This window comes from Terrabacter sp. LjRoot27 (genome assembly GCF_964254175.1).
Classification (GTDB): domain Bacteria; phylum Actinomycetota; class Actinomycetes; order Actinomycetales; family Dermatophilaceae; genus Terrabacter.
In genome coordinates, this window is sequence record NZ_CAXUSS020000001.1 from 3,381,984 (window position 1) to 3,400,412 (window position 18,429).

The following is an 18,429-nucleotide window of genomic DNA, read 5'->3' on the forward strand; positions in this document are numbered from 1 at the left end:
CCGATCACGAACCAGAGGCGCCGGCGGGCTGCTTCGAGACGTCGGCCGAGAAGTACTTCTGCGAGATCTTCGTCAGGGTGCCGTCGGCCTCGAGGTCGGCGAGCGCCTGGTCGATGGCGGCGACGAGATCTGAGTTCTTGCGGGTCGCGACGACCTGCTCGGAGACGTCACCGGTCTTGGCCGCGATCTTCACCGTCCGGTCGCCGGTCGACTTCTGGTAGTCGAGCACGGCGAGGCTGTCGTTGACGGTCGCGTCGACGCGCGACTGCTTGAGGAGGGTGACGGCCTGCGTGAACCCCTCGACCGACTCCACCTGTGCACCGGCGTCCTTGGCGACCTTGGCCCAGTTGCTCGTCAGGCTCTGCGCGGACTTCTTGCCCTCGAGGCTCGCGAGCGAGGTGATCGACGCGTCGTTCGCGCGGGTGGCGATGACGCCCTCGGACCACGTGTAGGTGCTGCTGAGGCCGTAGAGGCCGGCGCGCTCGGGGTTCTTCGTGACCTGGTTGACGACGACGTCGTAGCGGTCGGCCGCGAGGCCGGCGAAGATCGCGTCCCAGGGGGTCTCGACGTACTCGACCTTGACGCCGAGCTTGTCGGCGACGGCCTTCGCGACCTCGACGTCGTAGCCGGTGAGGGCGTTCGTCTTCGGGTCGTGGAACGAGAACGGCGAGTAGGTGCCCTCGGTCGCGACGCGCAGGACGCCTGCCTGCTTGACGGACTCGAGGTCGGAGCCGCCACCGGAGCCGGTGCTGCAGGCGGTGAGGACGACGGCGACGAGCGTGGCGAGCAGGGCGGTGAGGGTGAACCTCGAACGCATGGTGGGCACTTCCTGGTGGATCGGCGGGATGGCTTCCGGACGGCCGACAACCTATAAGCCCACCTTGGGATGGGCATAATCAGTTGTCGACGTGGTCCATCGCGTGCCAACCGAGTCGGAGCCGCTCGCATTCCCGCCCCGGCGTGTCGCGCGTCGCCGCCGGCGCGCTCAGTCGTCGAGCGAGCGGACGTAGTCGGACAGCGCGGCACGATCGGTGCCCAGCGTCTTGACGTCGTGCCCGAGCGTGGCGGTCGCCTCCCGCGCCGTCAGCGTGAAGGTCCGCCCGGGGCCGGTGACGTGGACGGCGTCGAGGTTGGTCACCGTGCCGAGCAGCAGCGTGGCCGGACCGGTGAGGTCGGTCGCGTCGAGCGGCTTGGCCGGGTCGGTGACGGTGATCGTCACGGCATACGGAGGGCGCGTCGTCCACAGCGACAGCGAGTAGCTGCCGGCGGGCCCGAACCCGGCGTCCCCGACGAGCGCGATGACCTTCGAGTTGTCGCCGACGTATGCCGTCCGGTCAGCCCAGAGCGCCTGCGCGCGGTCCTCGGAGGCCACCGACCCGGACGGTACGGACGGCGCGTCCGCCCGGGACGTCGTGCACCCGGTGAGGGTGACGCCGATAACCAGCGAGACGAGCGCGGTCCGGAGCATGAGAGGTCTCCTGTCTGCGGCACCGACCACCGGTGCGCTGCACGGCAGGGACGCCGCGCGCCCTCCCCCGGTTCCGGCCCGCCCGGAGCAGGGCTTGGCCGACACCGTGGTCGCGGGCCCGGAGCGCCGCCGACCTCCGGTCACCGACATCGACGCGACCGACGGGACGGTGCGGGGCCGCCGTGGGTTCACCGGCCCGGGGCGCCTCGGAGGTCCTTGGCCCACTCCCGCGTCCAGCCCGTCACGACGAAGCCCATCCGCTCGTTGATCGCGACCATGTGGGTGTTCGTGTCGGCGTTCCACGTGCGCACGGTCGCGGCGTCGGGGCGCTCCCGCTGGAGGGCGCGGAGGTTCGCGAGCTTGACGGCCAGGCCCAGCGCCTGTCCCCGGTGCTCGCGCAGGACCAGGGTGTCCGACTGGACGGCGAGGTCGGGCTGCCCAGGTCGCACGACGATGTCGGTGAAGGCCACGAGCCGCCCGGTCGGCACGTGCCGCGCGACGGACTCGACGCCCCAGATGGGACTCGGCGTGTTCCAGACCTGCCGCACCCGCTCGGCGTCCCAGTCCTCCTCGTCGAGCTCGATGTCGCCCGACGGGGCGTCGGTGCTCATCCGTCGCGCGAGCAGCGCCCGGTCCTCGAGCCACTCCTCGGGAAGCCCGTCGACCGACGTCTCGATGACGTATGCCGCTGGGTCGGGTCGCGGGTCGAGCGCGGTCAGCGCGGCGTCGTCCACGGGCAGGGGCAGATCCTGACGGAGGTCGAGGAGCGTCTGGCGGTAGCCGTTCGCGAGGGCGAATCCCGTTGCGGCGTCGCCGTTCTCGACGGGGGCGCCGCTGTGCTCGTGGATGCCGTCGCACCCGTCGTCGCGCAGCACCTGCTCGCAGTGGGCGAGGAGGGCCGAGCCGACCCCGCGCCTCTGGTGGTCGGGGTGGACCGAGAGCCAGAGGCCGGCGGTCCCAACGTTGTCGCGGGTCCGACGGATCGTCTGCGCCGCAGCGAGGGGGAGGTCCGAGCCGTCCTCGGTGACGACGAACGCACGCCGCACCTCGTGCCGACGCGCCGCGACGTCGACGACCTCCTCGATCGACGTGCGCTCGGCCGCGGGGCCCCACACGCCGCGGTTGGCCGCGTGGTGCACCTCAAGCCACGCCTCGCTCGCCGGGTCGGCGACTGCGAGCTCGATCTCCTTGACCTGCAGGCTCATTCGCCGCTCCCGGTGACCTTCTGCCACTCCCGGCTGTAGCCGTCGACGGTGTAGCCGAGCTGCCGGTTGACCGCCAGCATGTGCTCGTTGGAGGCGGCGTTCCACGTGCGGACCGACGTCACCGCCGGCAGCTCCTCCATGAGCCGCAGCGCGTTGGCGGCCTTGAGCCGCAGGCCCAGCCCGTGGCCGCGGTGCTCCGTGAGGACGAGCGTGTCCTGCTGGTAGCCGAGGTCGGGGGTGCCCGCGGAGACCCCGACGGTGGTGAAGGCGACGAGGCGCCCGGTCGGCGTGTGGCGGGCGACCGACTCGACGACCCGGCGGCCCGACTCCCTGGCCCGGTGCTGCGCCTCTCGCAACCGGTCGGCGTCCCAGTCCTCCTCCTCGAGGTCGAGGTCGTCGGCCGGGGCGTCCGTGCTCATCCGCTGCTGGAGCAGGGCACGGCCGTCGAGCCACTCGTCCGGCATCACGTCGACCCAGCTCTCCACGACGTAGTCCTCGGCCCCCGGGGCCGCCAGCGCCTCACGCAGCGCGTCACGGTCGGCGGGGAGCTGCTGCTCGCTGCGCAGCACCGTCTGGCCCACGGCGTAGCCCCGCTGCGTCGCGAAGCCCTCCGCCTCGTCGGAGCGGCCCTCTGCCCACTCCGTCTCGACCATGATCGTGGTGCGGCCCTCGGCGGCGCAGATGCGCTCGGCCTCGGCCAGCAGGGCCGAGCCGATCCCCCGTCCGCGGTGGCCACGCTCGACCGAGAGCCACAGCATCGCCTGGCGCAGGTTGTCCCGCGTCGGCAGCATGACCTCGAGCGCGCCGACGAGCCGCTCCCCCAGCCAGACGGCCCGGTCGACCCGCTTCTTGTCCCCCGCCCGGTGGAAGCCCTGGATCTCCTCGAGCGTCCAGGCGCTGCCCCGGTCGCCGAAGAGGTCGCGCTGGATGCCGGCGTGGACCTCGATCCAGCGGGCCGCGTCGTCGTGCGACGCCGGGTCGAGCAGGTCGATGGGTCGGATCTCGAAGTCGTCGCTCACGCGCCAGAGTCTGTCGACCCCGCCACGGCGGTGCCAGTGATTTGTCCCCAGCTGTGCGACCCGGCATACGCAGGGGGTCGCGGACGTTACAGGGACGTAAGACGCTCCCAGCACGAAGGATGTGACACTGGCATGGTGTTCGGATTCGGTAGGAAGTCCCAGATGCCCAGCCGCGACGAGGCCCTCCCGGGTCGCGCGGACCGCCCGTATGCCGTGAACCCGACCCACGTCGTGCTCGGCACCCCGCTCGAGGGCCCGTGGCCCGACGGCTCCGAGGTGCTCTACGTCGCGATGGGCTGCTTCTGGGGTGTCGAGCGGATCTTCTGGAAGCAGGACGGCGTCATCTCCACGGCCGCGGGCTACATGGGTGGCTACACCCCCCACCCGACGTACGAGGAGACGTGCACCGGCCGCACCGGGCACGCCGAGACCGTCCGGGTCGTCTACGACCCCGAGCGCACGTCGCCCGAGCTGCTGCTCAAGGCCTTCTGGGAGAACCACGACCCGACGACGGCCAACCGTCAGGGCAACGACATCGGCACCGCATACCGCTCGGCGATCTACTGGACGACCGACGGGCAGCGGCTCGCGGCCGAGGCGACGCGTGAGGCGTTCCAGAAGGTCCTTGACGACAACGGCTACGGGCAGATCTCCACCGAGATCCGCTCGGCCGACGACGCAGGCCCGTTCTACCTCGCCGAGGACTACCACCAGGGCTACCTGCACAAGAACCCCGGCGGCTACTGCAACCACGGCCCCAACGGCATGACGTGCCCGGTGGGGATCGTGCGCCAGGACCAGCTGCCGGCCCAGCAGGACATCGCCCCGCCGGCCTGACGGCTCTCCGACGGCCCCCAGAAGGACCCCGACAGGCACACGACTGACACACGACTGACACATGGCTGCGGCGCCGTGGGATCTCGGATCCCACGGCGCCGCAGCCTTTTTCGGGCGCTCGAGCGAGGCTCAGTTCTGGCAGGCGGCCTCGTCGAAGTGGCCCGGCGTGCCCGGGTACGCCGCACCCGCCCCGTGCTCGGTCTCGCCCGGGTGGACGAGGGCGAGCTCGCGGAAGGCCGACGTCCCTGCCGTCGTCACGTCGGCGGCCGACCGGCCGGCGCTCGTGGCCCACGCCAGCTGCTGCAGGAAGTCCTGCATCGCCGGCGAGTGCTGACGGACGTCGTTGAAGCCGCCGTAGGCCGAGTTGCAGTGCGAGAACAGGTTGTAGGCGCCGTTCCAGTCGATGAGCCGGTCGCCGGCGTTCGGGCCGTTGGCCGTCACGTCGCCCTGCATGACGTCGCGGTCCCAGCCGCCGTAGATCCAGTCGGTGCCCTGGTGGTGGTTGTTGTTCGCGGGGTCGGCGTCGTCGGTCCCGGTCATCTCGAACCACAGGCACGGGTCGACCGTCGTGACGGCCTTCTTCGTGCCCGACGTCAGCGGCCAGTCCCCGAGCGTGCACCCGGCACCCGGCGTGTAGCTGCCGCGCGGCCTGAGGTCGAGCAGGTCGGAGCCGAGGACGTCCTGCTTCGCCGGGTCGGACTCGCCCGCACCGCCGAAGAGATGGTCGACGAACCGGTCGCCCGTGCCACGCGACGTCGGGTCGAACGCCCCCGCGGTGCGGCAGTCGGGGGTGTTGCCGTCGAGCCCCGCGTCGCAGCCCTGGCCGCCCCACAGCACGTCCTCACCGTCGCCGCCGAAGACGTCGTCGCCGCCGCTGTCACCGTTGGCGACGTCGTCGCCGTAGCCGGCGTGGAGGGTGTCGTCGTCGGTGCCGCCACGGATGAGGTCGCGCCCTCCCTCGTCCATGCCGTTGTGCGGCATGGACGCATCGGTCGACGAGCCGATCCACTGGTCGCCGTCGACGTCGTGGAGCAGGTCGACGCGACGGTCGTACGCCGTCCGCGGGAAGCCGGTGAAGCTCTCCTTCGGCGGGCTGTTGAGCGAGGTCGTGGACACGGCCGGGCTGTCGCCCGCGCTGAGGTACTGGTTCACGATCCCACCGCGGTCGCCGACGATGGCGTCCCGACCGGCGTCACCGGTCAGGCGGTCGTTGCCGAGCTCGCCGTAGAGGTCGTCGTCGCCGGAGCCACCGGACGCGGTGTCGTCACCGTCCTGGCCCCAGATGCCGTCGTTGCCGTCGTCACCCCAGACGACGTCGGAGCCGAAGGCACCGACCACCTCGCACGTCGCCTGCGCCGTGGTGCAGAAGCGGGTGCTCGGCCCCGGCAGGGCCGGGTCGTGGGTGCGCGACGCGGTCGCGTCGGCCGGGAGGGGCCCGTCGGGGTAGCGGTCGGCATACGCCTTCTCGGAGCGGGCGCCCGCTGCGCCGACGAGCGTGCGCAGGAGGGAGCCGTTGTCGCCGAGGATCACGTCGTCGCCGCCGTTGCCCTCGATGACGTCGGCACCGTCGCGGTATCCGGGCGCCGGCGTGCCACCGACGATGTCGTCCTGACCGGCAGCGGTGCTCGTGCCCCGGAGCAGCCCGGTCGGGCTGGCCGACCCGGGCCACGCGGCGCTCAGGGCCGTCGCCGCTGTCCCGTGCGCCGAGGCCGTGCCGAACGGCAGGTCACCGAAGAGCGCGTCGGCTCCCCCGTTGCCCTGCACGTGGTCGGCGCCGGCGTCACCCGTGGCGACGTCGTTGCCGTCCTGGCCCTCGAGCACGTCGACCCCGTCCCCGCCGGAGAGCCGGTCGAAGCCGTAGAGCGTCGCGGACGGCGTCGTGAGGAAGCCCGCACCCGCCGACCGGTCGTACGGCTCGATGACGCGTGTGGTCATCGCGGAGGCCGGTGTGCTCCCGAGCCGGACCGTCACCGACGTGGGTGCCTGACCCGCGACCGGGCGCAGCACCTGGCCGTTGTCGCCGAGGACGACGTCGTCGCCGGGACCGCCGAAGACGGCGTCGTCGGTGTCGGGCTGGCCCGCCGTCGTGACGCCGGCACCGCCTGCGGGCGTCGAGCTGCCGCCGACGAGGTCGTCGTCGCCGAGGTCGCCCTCGACCCAGTCGACGTCGGGCCCACCCTCGACGTAGTCGTCGCCGGCGTCGCCCTTGAGCCGGTCGGTGCCGCGCTGGCCCAGGACGACGTCCTGGTCGTCACCGCCGAAGACCTGGTCGGCCCCGGAGTTGGCGAGCGCCGGGTTGGCACCGAGGTCGAGGAGCGTGATGCGGTGCGTGGCCGCGAAGCCGCGCATGCGCGTGATCGGCGTCGAGTCGGCCGCGCTGACCCCGGACGTCACGACGGCGTTGTCGCCGGTGACGATGTCGGGGCCGGCGTCGCCGTGGAGCACGTCGCCGGCATCCGGTCGCCCGACGCCCGCGGTCGCCTGCTGGAACGAGCCACCGACCACCTCGTCCTCGCCGCGGTCACCGTGGACGAGGTCCGAGCCGTTGTTGCCCTCGAGGTGGTCGGCGTCGTCGCCGCCGTTGACGCGGTCGTTGCCGAGGCCGCCGTATGCCGTGTCGTCGCCGTCGCCGCCGAAGAGCTGGTCGCCGCGACCGGCGTCGGGCGAGGTGCCCGCGAGGTCGAGGGGGACGGCAGCCGCGTCGGGGGTCGACGACGGGTCGTCGACGGTGCCGTTGTCGCCGACGAGGAGGTCTCGCCCGGTGTCACCCGAGAGGACGTCCCCGGCGTCCGACGGGTCCGTGTCGGCTCGGCCCGCCGCGCGCGTGCCGCCGTAGACGAGGTCGTCGCCGTCGCCGCCGCTGGCCCAGTCGGCGCCGTCGTTGCCCTCGATGACGTCCGCTGCCTCCTGGCCGTAGAGCACGTCGGGTCCGGCGTTGCCGAAGAGGAGGTCGAGGCCCTGGCCGCCGTAGCCGCGGTCCTGGCCCGTGCCGCCCCAGGCCCGGTCGGCGCCGTCACCGCCGAAGAGGACGTCGTCGCCCTGCTGCCCGCAGACGAGGTCGTCGCCGCCCCGGGCGTCGACCCGGTCGGCCGCGCCCCCGGCGGAGATCGTGTCGACCCCGGCACCACCGGTGATGAGGTCGGGTCCGTCGTCGGTACTCGCGTCGCTGCCGCCCGACGTGCCCTCGGGCACGGGGTCGGAGGCGACGGGCGAGCCCGCACGACAGGTCTCGTCGGAGGCCTGCGCCACGGTCGCGGCGTCACGCAGCGTGTCACCGAAGATCGTCGACGGTCCGTCGCCGCCGATGACGTGGTCGCTGCCACGACCGCCGACGAGCGTCTTGGGCGACGGCGCGGTGCCGTCCGGCAGCGGCAGGTGCTCCACGACACGGGTGTGCCCGAAGGTGACCCCCTCGATCGTCTCGGTGGACGCGAGCCCACCGACGCGGCTGGGCTCGGCGACGACGTAGTCGTCGCCCGGGCCGCCGTAGACGGCGTCGGAGCCGTAGCCCCCGACGAGGGCGTCCTCGCCGCCGCCACCGAGGATGCGCGCGTGCTCGGACGGCGACGAGTGGCTCGTCACGACGTCCTCCTCGCGGCTGCCGTAGACGACGTCGTCGCCCGACCCGGTCTCGACGATGTTCGGGATCGTCGGCTGTCCGGACGGTGTCGTGAGCGTGTCCGGCTGGCCGGCCGCGTCGACGCCGAACGTCTGCTCCGTCGTCGTGTAGATGGTGTCGGGTCCGGTCCCGCCGGTCACCGAGTCGCTGCCGAGACCGCCGACGAGGACGTTGCCCTTCGAGCGGATGGTCCCGCCCGCGCTGTCGGGCCGGTCCGCGGCCACGCCGACCTTGTCGTCACCGGGACCGGCGTCGACGCGGTTGCTGCCGAGGCCGACGCTGATGGTGTCGATCCCACCGGTGGCCTGGGGGCGCGTCGTCGGGTCGACGCTGAGCTGGGCCGGGTCGACGAGGTCGCTCAGGCTGATGGGTGTCTTCGACGGCCAGTTGGCGTCGTCGACCGCGTTGAGCGTCGCGAGGAAGGGCTTCGTGGACGAGGGCAGGCTCCCGTCGCCGGTGACGAAGTCGTCACCCTGCCCGGTCGTGACGGCGTCGTCGCCCTCGCCGCCGGCCACACGGGCCACCCTGCCCACGGCGTCTGCCGTGACGATGCGGTCGTCGCCGGCGCCGCCGTCGACCCACGAGCTGCCCGTGCCGGTCTGGATCTGGTCCTTGCCGGGGGTGCCGAAGACGATGGCGTCCTTGTCGAAGGTCTTGAGATCTCCCGCGCCTGCAGTCGACGACGGGTCGGAGTCCTTCTTGCCGTCGCCGACGAAGCTGACGACGAGGGGCGTCGACGAACCGCGGCCGTCGACGACGACCCGCTTGAGCGTCGGGTCGAGGTACTCACGGCGCTCACCGAGCATCTGGATCGCGAAGCCGTCGAAGCCTGCGTCCGTGCCCGCCTCGTCCGTGGCGGTCTGGGCGAAGTGCAGGGCCGTCACCTTGACGACGTCCGACTCGGTGTCGGCCGTGTTGCCCCACGGCGCGCCACGCGCGGCGTCGGTGCCGAAGCGGCCGGCGAAGACCACGAGGGTGTCGCCGGAGGTGCCGCCGAGCCTCGGCGGTGGTGGCTCGCAGTCGGGCTGCGCCGTGAAGTCGAGCAGCGTGATGTCCGCGAGGTTGATCGAGAAGGACACGCTGAACGGTGAGAACCCGATGGTGACGTAGAGGCGCAGGAAGAGACTGAGCCGTCCGCTCGTCGTGAAGAGGCAGAGCGGGTTGTTGACCGCCGCGTGGAGGAACTCGCTGACGCGGAACTTCCCGTCGTTGTTGGGGTCGTTCCAGTGGAAGCCGATGGTCAGGTGCAGCCCACCCTCGATGCCGACGGTGATGATGACCGCCGTGACCGCGGCGCCCGCGGCGATCTCACCGTCGAGCTGGACGACCGGCACCGGCCGGCCCTCGGAGTCCGTCGTCTTGAAGTAGAGGCCGTCGAGGAGCTTGACGGCGTCGACCGGTGCGCCCTGCTGGGCCGCCTCGACGGCATACCTGATGCCGGCCGTGTCGAGCCCGGCCATGAAGCGCAGGGTCACCGACGCGGAGCCCGACAGCGTCACCATGACGGGCGGCGGGGCGTAGACCGGGCCGAACGACTGGCGCCACGTGAAGCCGAGGGTCAGCGGGCCGCTGTCGAACTCGACGAGCGAGACGTCGCTGCCCATGAGCAGGCTGAAGACCGACGACGGGTTGTCGAGGATCGGGAAGGTGAAGCCGGACTTGTTGGCGCTGCCCGCGGCACCGCCGGCGCCGAACACGTTGCCCTTGCCGCCCTTGCTGTTGAGGGAGGACTTCACGGCGTCCGGGCTGGCCGCGTTGGCCGTCTTGATGAGCGAGCCCGCGGTGCCCGGGGCGAGGCTGCTCGTCGGGGACACGTCGGTGTCGAGGGCCTTCTCGCCGCTCACGGCGAAGCTGCCGATCGGGATGAGGCACGACGGTCCCCCGCCACCACAGTCGGGCAGGTTGTTGATGAGGGTCGTCAGGGCCGCGATCTTGTCGACGAAGTCGAGCTTCGGCCCGCCGGCCAGGGTGTTGAACGTCTTGGCCAGCGTCATCAGGCTGACGTCGCCCCCGCCCGCCATCCGGCTGAGGTCGGACAGGACGGGGATCGGCGCGTAGAGCGTGTCGAGCACCGGCTGGAGCGGGCCCGTCACGGACTTCACCTTCTTGAGCACCGGGCCGAGCAGGTTGGACAGGAAGCCCCCGGCGTCGATGGCGACGTCCTTGAACTCGATGGTCGGCGCGCCCAGGTGCTTGAGGTCCTGGTTGGTGAACTCCCAGCCCATGACGAAGTTCGCCTGGACACCCGGCAGCACCGAGTCGACCGACGCCTTGACGATCCAGTCGGCCTTGACCTTGGCCGTGAGCGAGATGCCGAAGAGGGCGGAGGCGTCACCGTCGCCGATGTCGGCGATCGTCAGCACCGAGGCGTCCGACTCCGTCGTGTCGCGGGACTTCAGGTCGACGAGGAAGGCGCCGGCGAAGAGCGGTGCGGTGCCGTTCTTCGTGACGTCGATGTCGAGGAAGGCCAGCTGGGCCTTCATCGACGCAGGCATGTCGAAGCGCGCGCCGAGACCGAACTCGGGCGCGGCGGCCCCGTCCTGCCACGCGTCGTGCGTGTAGATGACGAAGCCCTTGGTGGTGTTGACCCCGGCCTTGAGGTGCAGCTGCAGGCCGACGCCGTAGGTGATGGCGTCGGCGTCGCCGGCCTTGAGCGCGAGGCCCGGGATGCCGATGTCGAGCGGCAGCTTCTTGCCGTCGCCGAGGCAGCCGGAGCCCGCGACGCAGCCCTGCTCGGGGGTGACCGTGCCCGCCTTGATGGTGAAGGACAGGCTGATCCCGTTGATGCTCGTCGTCGGGCAGTCGGCGCGGTCGGGCTTCGAGGTCACGGGGGTGTATGCCGTGGCCGTGGCGCTGCCGTCGTCGGTGAAGGTCTGCGCGCTGCCGGAGGCGGCGTCGACGACCTTGACCAGCTCGTACGCGCCGCCGTCCTTGCTGCGCAGCACCTTGTACTTCGTGGCACCCGCGGCCGCCGACCACGAGACGGTGATCGAGTTGCCGCTGCCGAGCGTCGTCCACGACGTCGTCGTGGCCGCACTCGGGGCCGAGGGCACGGTGTCGCCGGCCGTGCCGGAGCCGCTGCCCTGGCTGGCGACGATCTCGTAGCGCCAGGAGGTCGCCCCCGTCGTGGACGGAGTCGCGGCGAGGGTGGGGGTGCCGGTCGGCTCCAGCTTGAGCTTGCACTCGTAGTCGACCTCGAGCGTCGTCTTCTCCAGGCCGGCCGCGCTGATCGCCTCGGCCAGCTTGGCGTTGACGTAGGTGCGGGCCTCCGACGGGCTGGCCGGCACATTGCCGAGCTTGGCCTTGATCTCCGTCCGGAGCCGGCCGATGGAGTCGGCGCCCTGCTGGAGGTCCTTGCCGACGAAGGGCAGCTTGCCGTCGAAGGTCGCCAGGCGCATGGCCTGCTCGATCTTCTCGAGGTAGCCGTCGAGGCCCGGGCCGATCTGGGTGAAGTCGGCGAAGGCGCTCGCGAAGGCCGCCGACAGGTCGGGCACCTCGAAGCGCTTCTTGGCGGCATCGGGTGCGGGCAGGTTGCCCGACAGGGTGGCGAGGTCGGCAGGGTTCGTCGAGTCCGGGAGCCGCAGCGCGATCGAGCCCAGTGAGGCCGCCGGGCTGCCGGGCACGGTCGCGTAGAGCGGCACGGTGCCGCAGACCATGAGCGGGGTCGAGAGGCCCTCTCCGCAGTCGACGGGGGTGTTCGTGGCGTTGAAGCTGACGTCGAGGCCGGACAGGAACGTCGAGAAGCTCACCGGGGTGTCGGCGGTGGCGGTGGCGTCGGCGAGTTCGAGGCTGACGTCCGCCTTGAGCGTGACCTGCTTGGCGGCGTCGCCGCCGGGGTCACCGGCCGAGACGGTCAGCGGGCCGATGGTGCCTGCGACGCGGCCCGTGAAGCCGGCCGTCGCGGCGACGCTGACCTTCGAGTCGGCGAGGACCTTGAGGGAGGTGGCGTCGCCGGGGCCGGTCCCCGGCGCGAGCGGCACGACGAGTCCGACGTCGACGCCGCCCTTGACGTGCACCGAGCCCTGCCCGGTGGCCGCCGCCGAGACGAGCGACTGGTCGCCGCCGAGGTCGAGGCGCAGGGGCGCGTTGGTCTGGTAGTCGCGCTTCCAGTCGAGGTCGAGCACGACGCTCGGGGTGCCGCCGTCGTCGAGGTAGCGGAAGTGCAGGGCGCCGGTGCCCAGCCGCTCGTCGAGGAACGCGACGAGGTCCTGCATGTTCTGCGGCGGGTGGACCGACATGAGGTCGATGGCGTCGTCGAGCGGCGAGCGGAAGGTGTATGCCGTGTCGTCGGCAGGCTTCGTCGCCCAGTTCTCCGACAGGGTGACCGTGTCACCCGAGACCGACGCGACGACGGCCACCTGGGTGCCGACGATGACGGTGCGCCCGACGAAGGACGCGTCGAACGTGCGGCCCACGTGCTGGAGGGTGTTCGTGCCGTAGTTGACGTCGCTTCCGACGCCAGAGGAGTCGCGCTGCATGAGGTCGCGCAGGGACGTGCCGGTGCCCGGGATCTCGCGGCTGTAGACGCCGGACGCACCGCCCGGCTGGGCGTCGGCGAGCTGCGCGGCGAGGGTCTGCAGGGTCTTGAGGACGATCGCGAAGAGCTCGGCCTGCGAGCCCGGCTTGATGTCGAGCGCGAAGATCCGGCTGAGCCGGCTCGTGTCGAGCTGGGGGCCGTCCGCCCCGGTGAGCTGGGTCAGGTCGTTCCACGAGGCGGAGACGCCGACATCGGTACCGGCGGGCAGGAAGCCGTCCGCCTCGGGGATCGAGGCCGACAGGTCCGCGGTGGCGCGGACGTTGACGTCGACGTCGAGCAGGTCGCCGGCCTTGCTCGGCCCGGTCGGGCTCGACGTGACGAGCTGGTCGAAGAGCTGGCGCAGGCGGATGTCGTGCTGCGCGTCCCCGGCCTGCTTGAGGCCGATCGAGAGCATGTGACCGGAGCCCGGCGCCGAGCAGTCGGCGGGGGCGGCGCTGTTGCACACGGCGAGGTGACCCTCGAGGCGCACCTGGAAGAAGCCGGCGTTGGCCGTGAAGTCGACCGCGGTGTCGATCGGGAAGTCGGCCGTGAGCAGCGGGCTGCCCGTACGGATCAGCACGCGGTCGGCGCCCAGCGGGAGCGAGGTGACGTTGGTCTTGAACGCTCCCGTCGTCTGGAGGAAGGGGCAGGCCTCGGTGTTGCCCTCGAAGCCGATGCAGGCGGCACCGGTGCGGGCGTCCTGGAGGTCCAGCACGAGCGTCAGGTCCGCCGCGAACGACGGCTTGACGGTGGCGAAGGTCTGGGCGGAGTTCGCCCGCAGGATGCCGCGGCGCGGACCACCGGCGACGGGCTGGTCGGTGAGCCGGTCGCCGAAGGTCACGGCGCCGAGCTGAGCCTCGGGCCCGACGATGACGAACGGCGTGCTGGCCGAGGGCTGCCCGCCGATCCACGGACCCGACAGGGTGAGGGAGCTCTTCGTGTTCGAGGCGATCTCACCCGCGGAGGTGCCGGCCATGACGCGCATGCCGGTCCACTGGTTCGCCTGCCACGGCTGGGAGCCGTCGTCGAGCGTCAGCCCGGTGGCGGCATACGTCGCCGAGGGGCGGGACGTGCGCGCGCTGCCGGCGTCCATGGCGACGCCGGTGGTCGGCGCGGTCCTGACCATCCGCATCCGGAAGACGAGCTTGCTCGTCGTCGGGTCCCACGCGAGGTCGTCGAGCCCGATGCCCGCCGCCTTGAGCTTGCCGATGAGGTCCTGCAGCGAGTCGAACGTCGGGTTGCCGACCGTCGTCGCGTCGAAACCGGGCGGTGCCGGCTGGTCGGGGTCGGGCTGCTGGACGACGTTCGCCTTGAGGAAGTCGACGAGGACCTGGTTGGCCTTGACGGCGTCGGAGACGGTCCCGCGCAGGAAGGGCAGGTCGAGGTTGCCGGTGGTGGGGAGCGGTCCGGCGCCGTCGGGGTCGAACTTCGCCTGCTGGATGCCGGTCAGGGAGACCGCGACCTGCGCGAGGCCGTCCGCGAGATCGCGCAGGCTCATGTTCTGGAACTTGCCGACGAGGGTGGCCAGGTTCGGCGCCGAGATGGTCGGCGTGCCGCTCGAGATGTCGGCCCACGTCAGCGTGACGTCGGCGGCGACGTTGCTCGGGAAGCTGACTCCCGCGATGCCGCTCGTGTCCGCGGCGATCGACAGGGTTCCGGTGACCGAGCCCGGCGTGCCGGGGTCGGACGACGACCCGGTGGGGTCGAGGTTCGCCGACACGAGGCCGGCCAGGGAGCCGTCCGCGGCGAGCTCGCCGTCGCCGACACCGGCCGCGTCGAAGGCGAGGACCCCGTCGTTGTTCGGGTCGTTGACGCGGGCGTACGCGTGGGCCCTGACGGTGAAGTCGGTGCTCTTCAGCGTGACGCCGAGGATGCCGACGGCAGCCTTCGCGGTGCCGGAGAGCTGCGCCGTGACGTCGACGTCGAGCCGCGGCGCGTGAGCCGCGTCGCTGGCGAGGTAGACGCGGTTGGTCGCCGGTCCGGTCCAGACGACCCAGAGGGAGAGGGTCGCCTCGACGGTGGCCGTGACGCCCTTGGGCGAGGACAGCTCGACCTTGGGGCTCGCGGAGCTGACGGCGAGCGCCTGCTGGGTCGCCGTGCGGGTCACGACGAGGTTGACGTGGACGCGCTTGCCCTCACCGAGGTCGTCGACGGACACGTCGAGCGTCCCGGTGCGACCACCAGGCAGCGAGACCGACTCCCCCGACGTCGCGAGGTCGGCCCAGGTCGTCGTGCCGGCGAGCGCCGTGGCGACGCCCTGCTCGACGAGGTCGTCGACGCCGGCGAGACCGCCGGGGCTCGCCGACACGAAGGGGATCGGCTTCCCGAGCGCGCCGATGCCGGCGAGCCCGGTGGTCCAGGCGGCGAGGTTCCGCGTGCCACCGCTGCCGCCGAGCAGCGTCACGACACGGTCGACCCCGGGATCGGGATCGGCGGCGTACGCCGGCGACTGGCCGGCGAGCGCTCCCACGACGACGAGGAGCGAGGTGAGACCCGCTCCGAGGGCACGACGAATGGACTTGCGCACCATGATTCTCCCCATGAGGGGGCGTTTCGTGTGCCCGTTCCCTGCGCGAGCCGTGTCCGCCACGCCATCCCTCGGCCCAAGGTATTGAGGAACACGTCACATGTCCGGAAAACCCCCGGAACTCCCTCGGAATCGGTGATATCGGGACACGTGTGACACATGGGGCAAAGGGGCCGACCGCCCGGGCGTGCGCCCGCCCGGAGGTCGGCGATGGCAGGATGCCGCCATGGCCGACAAGAGCTTCCACATCAGCCGCGAGACGACGATCGCCGCTCCCCCGGAGCGGATCCACGCTCTGGTCAACGACCTCCACGAGTGGCAGGCCTGGTCGCCCTGGGAGGGCCTCGACCCCGCGATGGAGCGCACGTACGCCGGCCCGAAGACCGGTGTCGGCGCCGTGTACGCCTGGCGCGGCAACAGCAAGGCGGGCGAGGGCCGCATGGAGATCCTCGAGTCCGAGCCGCAGCACGTCGCGGTCGACCTGCTCTTCGCCTCCCCCATGAAGGCGCACAACCGCGTCGACTTCACCCTGACCCCGGCGGGCGAGGGCACCCGCGTCGAGTGGGCCATGACCGGCCCGCAGAACCTCGTCATGCGTCTCATGAGCAAGGTGTGGTCGATGGAGAAGCTCGTCGGGCCCGACTTCGAGAAGGGCCTCGCGCAGCTCAAGCTCACCGCCGAGAAGGCCTGAGGGCGTTGGAGATCCGTCCGGCCACGCGCGACGACGTGCCCGCGATCGTGGCCATGCTGGCCGACGACCCGCTCGGCGCGGCCCGCGAGGACCTCGGCGACCCGCAGACGTACGACGCGGCATACGACCGCGTGGCGGCCGACCCGGGCCAGCACCTCGTCGTCGCCGAGCGCGACGGCACGGTCGTGGGGACGCTCCAGCTCAGCGTCATCCCCGGGCTGTCCCGGCGCGGAGCGACGCGCTCGATCATCGAGGGCGTCCGCGTCTCTCGCGACGAGCGCGGCTCGGGCCTCGGCACCGAGCTCATCACGTGGGCCGTCGAGGAGTCACGCCGGCTCGGGTGCACCCTCGTGCAGCTGACGAGCGACGCGACCCGCACCGACGCCCGGCGCTTCTACGAGCGGCTCGGCTTCGTGGCCTCGCACGTCGGCTTCAAGCTCCAGCTCGACGACTGACCCCGCGGGCGCTGCCCACGGGGTCGGCCGTCACGAGCGGTGTCAGAGGCAGCGACCGTCCGTGTGGCCACCCGGAGGTCGCTCAGAAGATGCGGACCCGCTGGTCCTCCTCGAGCCACAGGGCGTCGCCGGGCTTGACCGCGAACGCCTCGTGGAACTCACTGAGGTTGCGCACGGCGTTGCCGCGCACGTCCTGGGGCGAGTGCGGGTCGATGGCGAGCAGCCGGATGGCCTCGGCCTCACGGGCCTTGCCCTTCCAGACCTGGGCCCAGCCGATGAAGAAGCGCTGCGGGCCGGTGAAGCCGTCGAGCTCGGGCATGCCGCCCTCCTCGGTGGCGATGCGGTAGGCGGAGTAGCCGATCTGCAGGCCGCCGAGGTCGCCGATGTTCTCGCCGACGGTCAGACCGCCGTTGACCTTGTGGTCGTCGGACAGCCCGGCCGGCGTGTAGCCGCTGAACTGCTCGATGAGCCGCTGCGACAGCGCGTCGAACCGCTCGCGGTCGGCCTCGGTCCACCAGTCGCGCAGGGCCCCGGTGCCGTCGTAGCGCGAGCCCTGGTCGTCGAAGCCGTGGCCCAGCTCGTGCCCGATGACCGCGCCGATGCCGCCGTAGTTGACGGCGTCGTCGGCCTCGAGGTCGAAGAACGGCGGCTGGAGGATCGCAGCCGGGAAGACGATCTCGTTCATCGACGGCATGTAGTAGGCGTTGACGTGCTGCGGGAGCATGAACCACTCGGTGCGGTCGATCGGACCGCCGATCTTGGCGAGGTTGCGGTCGACCTCGAACGCCGTGCTGCGGCGGACGTTGCCGACGAGGTCGCTCGGGTCGATCTCGATGGCGGAGTAGTCGCGCCACACGTCGGGGTAGCCGATCTTGGGCGTGAACGCGTCGAGCTTGTCGACGGCCTGGGCGCGCGTGTCGGGGCCCATCCACTCGAGCGACGAGAAGGACCGGCGGAAGGCCTCGACGAGGTTGGCGACGAGCTCCTGCATGCGCTCCTTCGCCGCCGGCGGGAACCACCGCTCGGCGTAGAGCTGCCCGACTGCCTCACCGACGCACGACTCGACGACGGTGACACCACGCTTCCAGCGCTCCTTGTTCTTGGGCTGGCCCGAGAGCGTGCGGCCGAAGAAGTCGAAGTCCTCGTCGACGAACGACTGCGGGAGCACGGACGCGAACTCCGAGAGGACGTGCCACGTCAGCCACGAGCGCCAGTCGGCGACGTCGGTGGACTCGAGCGCGGCGCCGAGACCGGCGACGAAGCTCGGCTGGCGCACGACGACCTTGTCGAACGAGCCCGCGGGCGCACCGAGGCCGGACAGCCACGAGTCCCAAGGGAACTGGGGCGCGAGCGCCTTGACCTCGTCGAGCGTGTGGGCGTTGTAGGTCTTGATCGCGTCGCGGTTGCTCACCGTGTCCCAGTGCGAGGCCGCGAGGAGCGTCTCGAGCGCCATGATGCTCGCGGCCTTGGCTCCCGCGTCGGGGATGCCCGCGAGACCGAGGAGCCTCTCGATGTGCGCGACGTAGGCCGTGCGGATGTCGGCGTACTTCTCCTCGCGGTAGAACGACTCGTCCGGCAGGCCGAGACCGCCCTGCTCGAGGTAGACGACGTAGTCCTCGGGCGAGCGCTCGTCGGGCGACACGAAGTGCTGGACGGCGCCGGCGACACCGTCACGGGCGAGGCGGCCGAGCGCCGCGCCGAGGGAGTCGACGTCGTCGATGCCCCCGACCTCCGAGAGCACCACCTGCAGGGGCGAGAGCCCCAGCTCCTCGATGCGGTCGGTGTCGGTGAAGCTGGCGTAGAGGTCGCCGACCTGACGCTTCGGCGACCCGGGCGCGCTGTTCTCGTCGGCGGCCGCCGCCTCGATGAGGTCACGCACGCGGGCCGTGGACTCCTCGCGCAGGATGTCGAAGGTGCCGAAGCGGGCCCGGTCGCCCGGGATCTCCGTCGTGTCGAGCCACGTGCCGTTGACGAACCGGAACAGGTCGTCCTGGGGTCGGGCCGACCGGTCGAAACCCTCGAGCATGATGCCGGACTTCATGAGCACGTTCTCTCCCCACTGCGAGTGCCGGACCTGACCGGCGAGCGTGCT

Annotated in this window: 9 protein-coding genes; 3 read left to right on the top strand and 6 right to left on the bottom strand. The window is 71.8% G+C overall.

Annotated features, from left to right (window positions below):
- Positions 1-4: 4 nt before the first annotated feature.
- The 4 genes from ACSQ2D_RS15650 to ACSQ2D_RS15665 all read right to left on the bottom strand — a co-directional run bounded on the left by ACSQ2D_RS15650 (position 5) and on the right by ACSQ2D_RS15665 (position 3,692).
- Positions 5-817, bottom strand: coding sequence for an amino acid ABC transporter substrate-binding protein (locus tag ACSQ2D_RS15650; protein ID WP_435986857.1), 813 nt, complete (start codon positions 815-817; stop codon positions 5-7).
- 168 nt (positions 818-985) lie between these two features.
- Entirely contained in the window at positions 986-1,468 is a 483-nt protein-coding gene (locus tag ACSQ2D_RS15655) for a DUF4825 domain-containing protein (protein ID WP_435986858.1), read from the bottom strand.
- A gap of 188 nt (positions 1,469-1,656) precedes the next feature.
- The gene (locus ACSQ2D_RS15660; protein WP_435986859.1) at positions 1,657-2,673 is read right to left on the bottom strand and encodes a GNAT family N-acetyltransferase; all 1,017 of its coding nucleotides are present in this window, start codon (positions 2,671-2,673) and stop codon (positions 1,657-1,659) included.
- Positions 2,670-3,692 (bottom strand): GNAT family N-acetyltransferase, encoded by a 1,023-nt coding sequence (locus ACSQ2D_RS15665; RefSeq protein ID WP_435986860.1) that lies wholly within the window; start codon positions 3,690-3,692, stop codon positions 2,670-2,672. The genes ACSQ2D_RS15660 and ACSQ2D_RS15665 overlap by 4 nt, the downstream gene beginning before the upstream one ends.
- 162 nt (positions 3,693-3,854) lie before the next feature.
- Here ACSQ2D_RS15665 and msrA point away from each other — a divergent pair, with 162 nt between their 5' ends.
- Positions 3,855-4,529: a peptide-methionine (S)-S-oxide reductase MsrA gene (gene msrA / locus ACSQ2D_RS15670; protein ID WP_435986861.1), complete on the top strand. Its 675-nt coding sequence runs from the start codon at positions 3,855-3,857 to the stop codon at positions 4,527-4,529.
- Between the two features lie 129 nt (positions 4,530-4,658).
- On the opposite strand, the gene ACSQ2D_RS15675 is transcribed toward msrA, so the two are convergent.
- Complete coding sequence (locus ACSQ2D_RS15675; protein WP_435986862.1) at positions 4,659-15,194, bottom strand: calcium-binding protein; 10,536 nt, start codon at positions 15,192-15,194, stop codon at positions 4,659-4,661.
- 223 nt (positions 15,195-15,417) lie between these two features.
- Here ACSQ2D_RS15675 and ACSQ2D_RS15680 point away from each other — a divergent pair, with 223 nt between their 5' ends.
- The gene (locus ACSQ2D_RS15680) at positions 15,418-15,882 is read left to right on the top strand and encodes an SRPBCC family protein (RefSeq protein WP_435986863.1); all 465 of its coding nucleotides are present in this window, start codon (positions 15,418-15,420) and stop codon (positions 15,880-15,882) included.
- Between the two features lie 5 nt (positions 15,883-15,887).
- Positions 15,888-16,337, top strand: coding sequence for an N-acetyltransferase family protein (locus tag ACSQ2D_RS15685; protein ID WP_435986864.1), 450 nt, complete (start codon positions 15,888-15,890; stop codon positions 16,335-16,337).
- An 82-nt stretch (positions 16,338-16,419) separates the two neighbouring features.
- On the opposite strand, the gene ACSQ2D_RS15690 is transcribed toward ACSQ2D_RS15685, so the two are convergent.
- Positions 16,420-18,378 carry a M13 family metallopeptidase gene (locus tag ACSQ2D_RS15690; protein ID WP_435986865.1) on the bottom strand — a complete coding sequence of 653 codons (1,959 nt, stop codon included), beginning with the start codon at positions 18,376-18,378 and terminating at the stop codon, positions 16,420-16,422.
- Positions 18,379-18,429 lie beyond the last annotated feature (51 nt).

Bases quoted from the DNA above. Each gene is read 5' to 3' on its own strand.
- ACSQ2D_RS15650 (WP_435986857.1), bottom strand. From the start codon at position 817: ATGCGTTCGAGGTTCACCCTCACCGCCCTGCTCGCCACGCTCGTCGCC.
- ACSQ2D_RS15655 (WP_435986858.1), bottom strand. From the start codon at position 1,468: ATGCTCCGGACCGCGCTCGTCTCGCTGGTTATCGGCGTCACCCTCACC.
- ACSQ2D_RS15660 (WP_435986859.1), bottom strand. From the start codon at position 2,673: ATGAGCCTGCAGGTCAAGGAGATCGAGCTCGCAGTCGCCGACCCGGCG.
- msrA (WP_435986861.1), top strand. From the start codon at position 3,855: ATGCCCAGCCGCGACGAGGCCCTCCCGGGTCGCGCGGACCGCCCGTAT.
- ACSQ2D_RS15675 (WP_435986862.1), bottom strand. From the start codon at position 15,194: ATGGTGCGCAAGTCCATTCGTCGTGCCCTCGGAGCGGGTCTCACCTCG.
- ACSQ2D_RS15680 (WP_435986863.1), top strand. From the start codon at position 15,418: ATGGCCGACAAGAGCTTCCACATCAGCCGCGAGACGACGATCGCCGCT.
- ACSQ2D_RS15690 (WP_435986865.1), bottom strand. From the start codon at position 18,378: ATGAAGTCCGGCATCATGCTCGAGGGTTTCGACCGGTCGGCCCGACCC.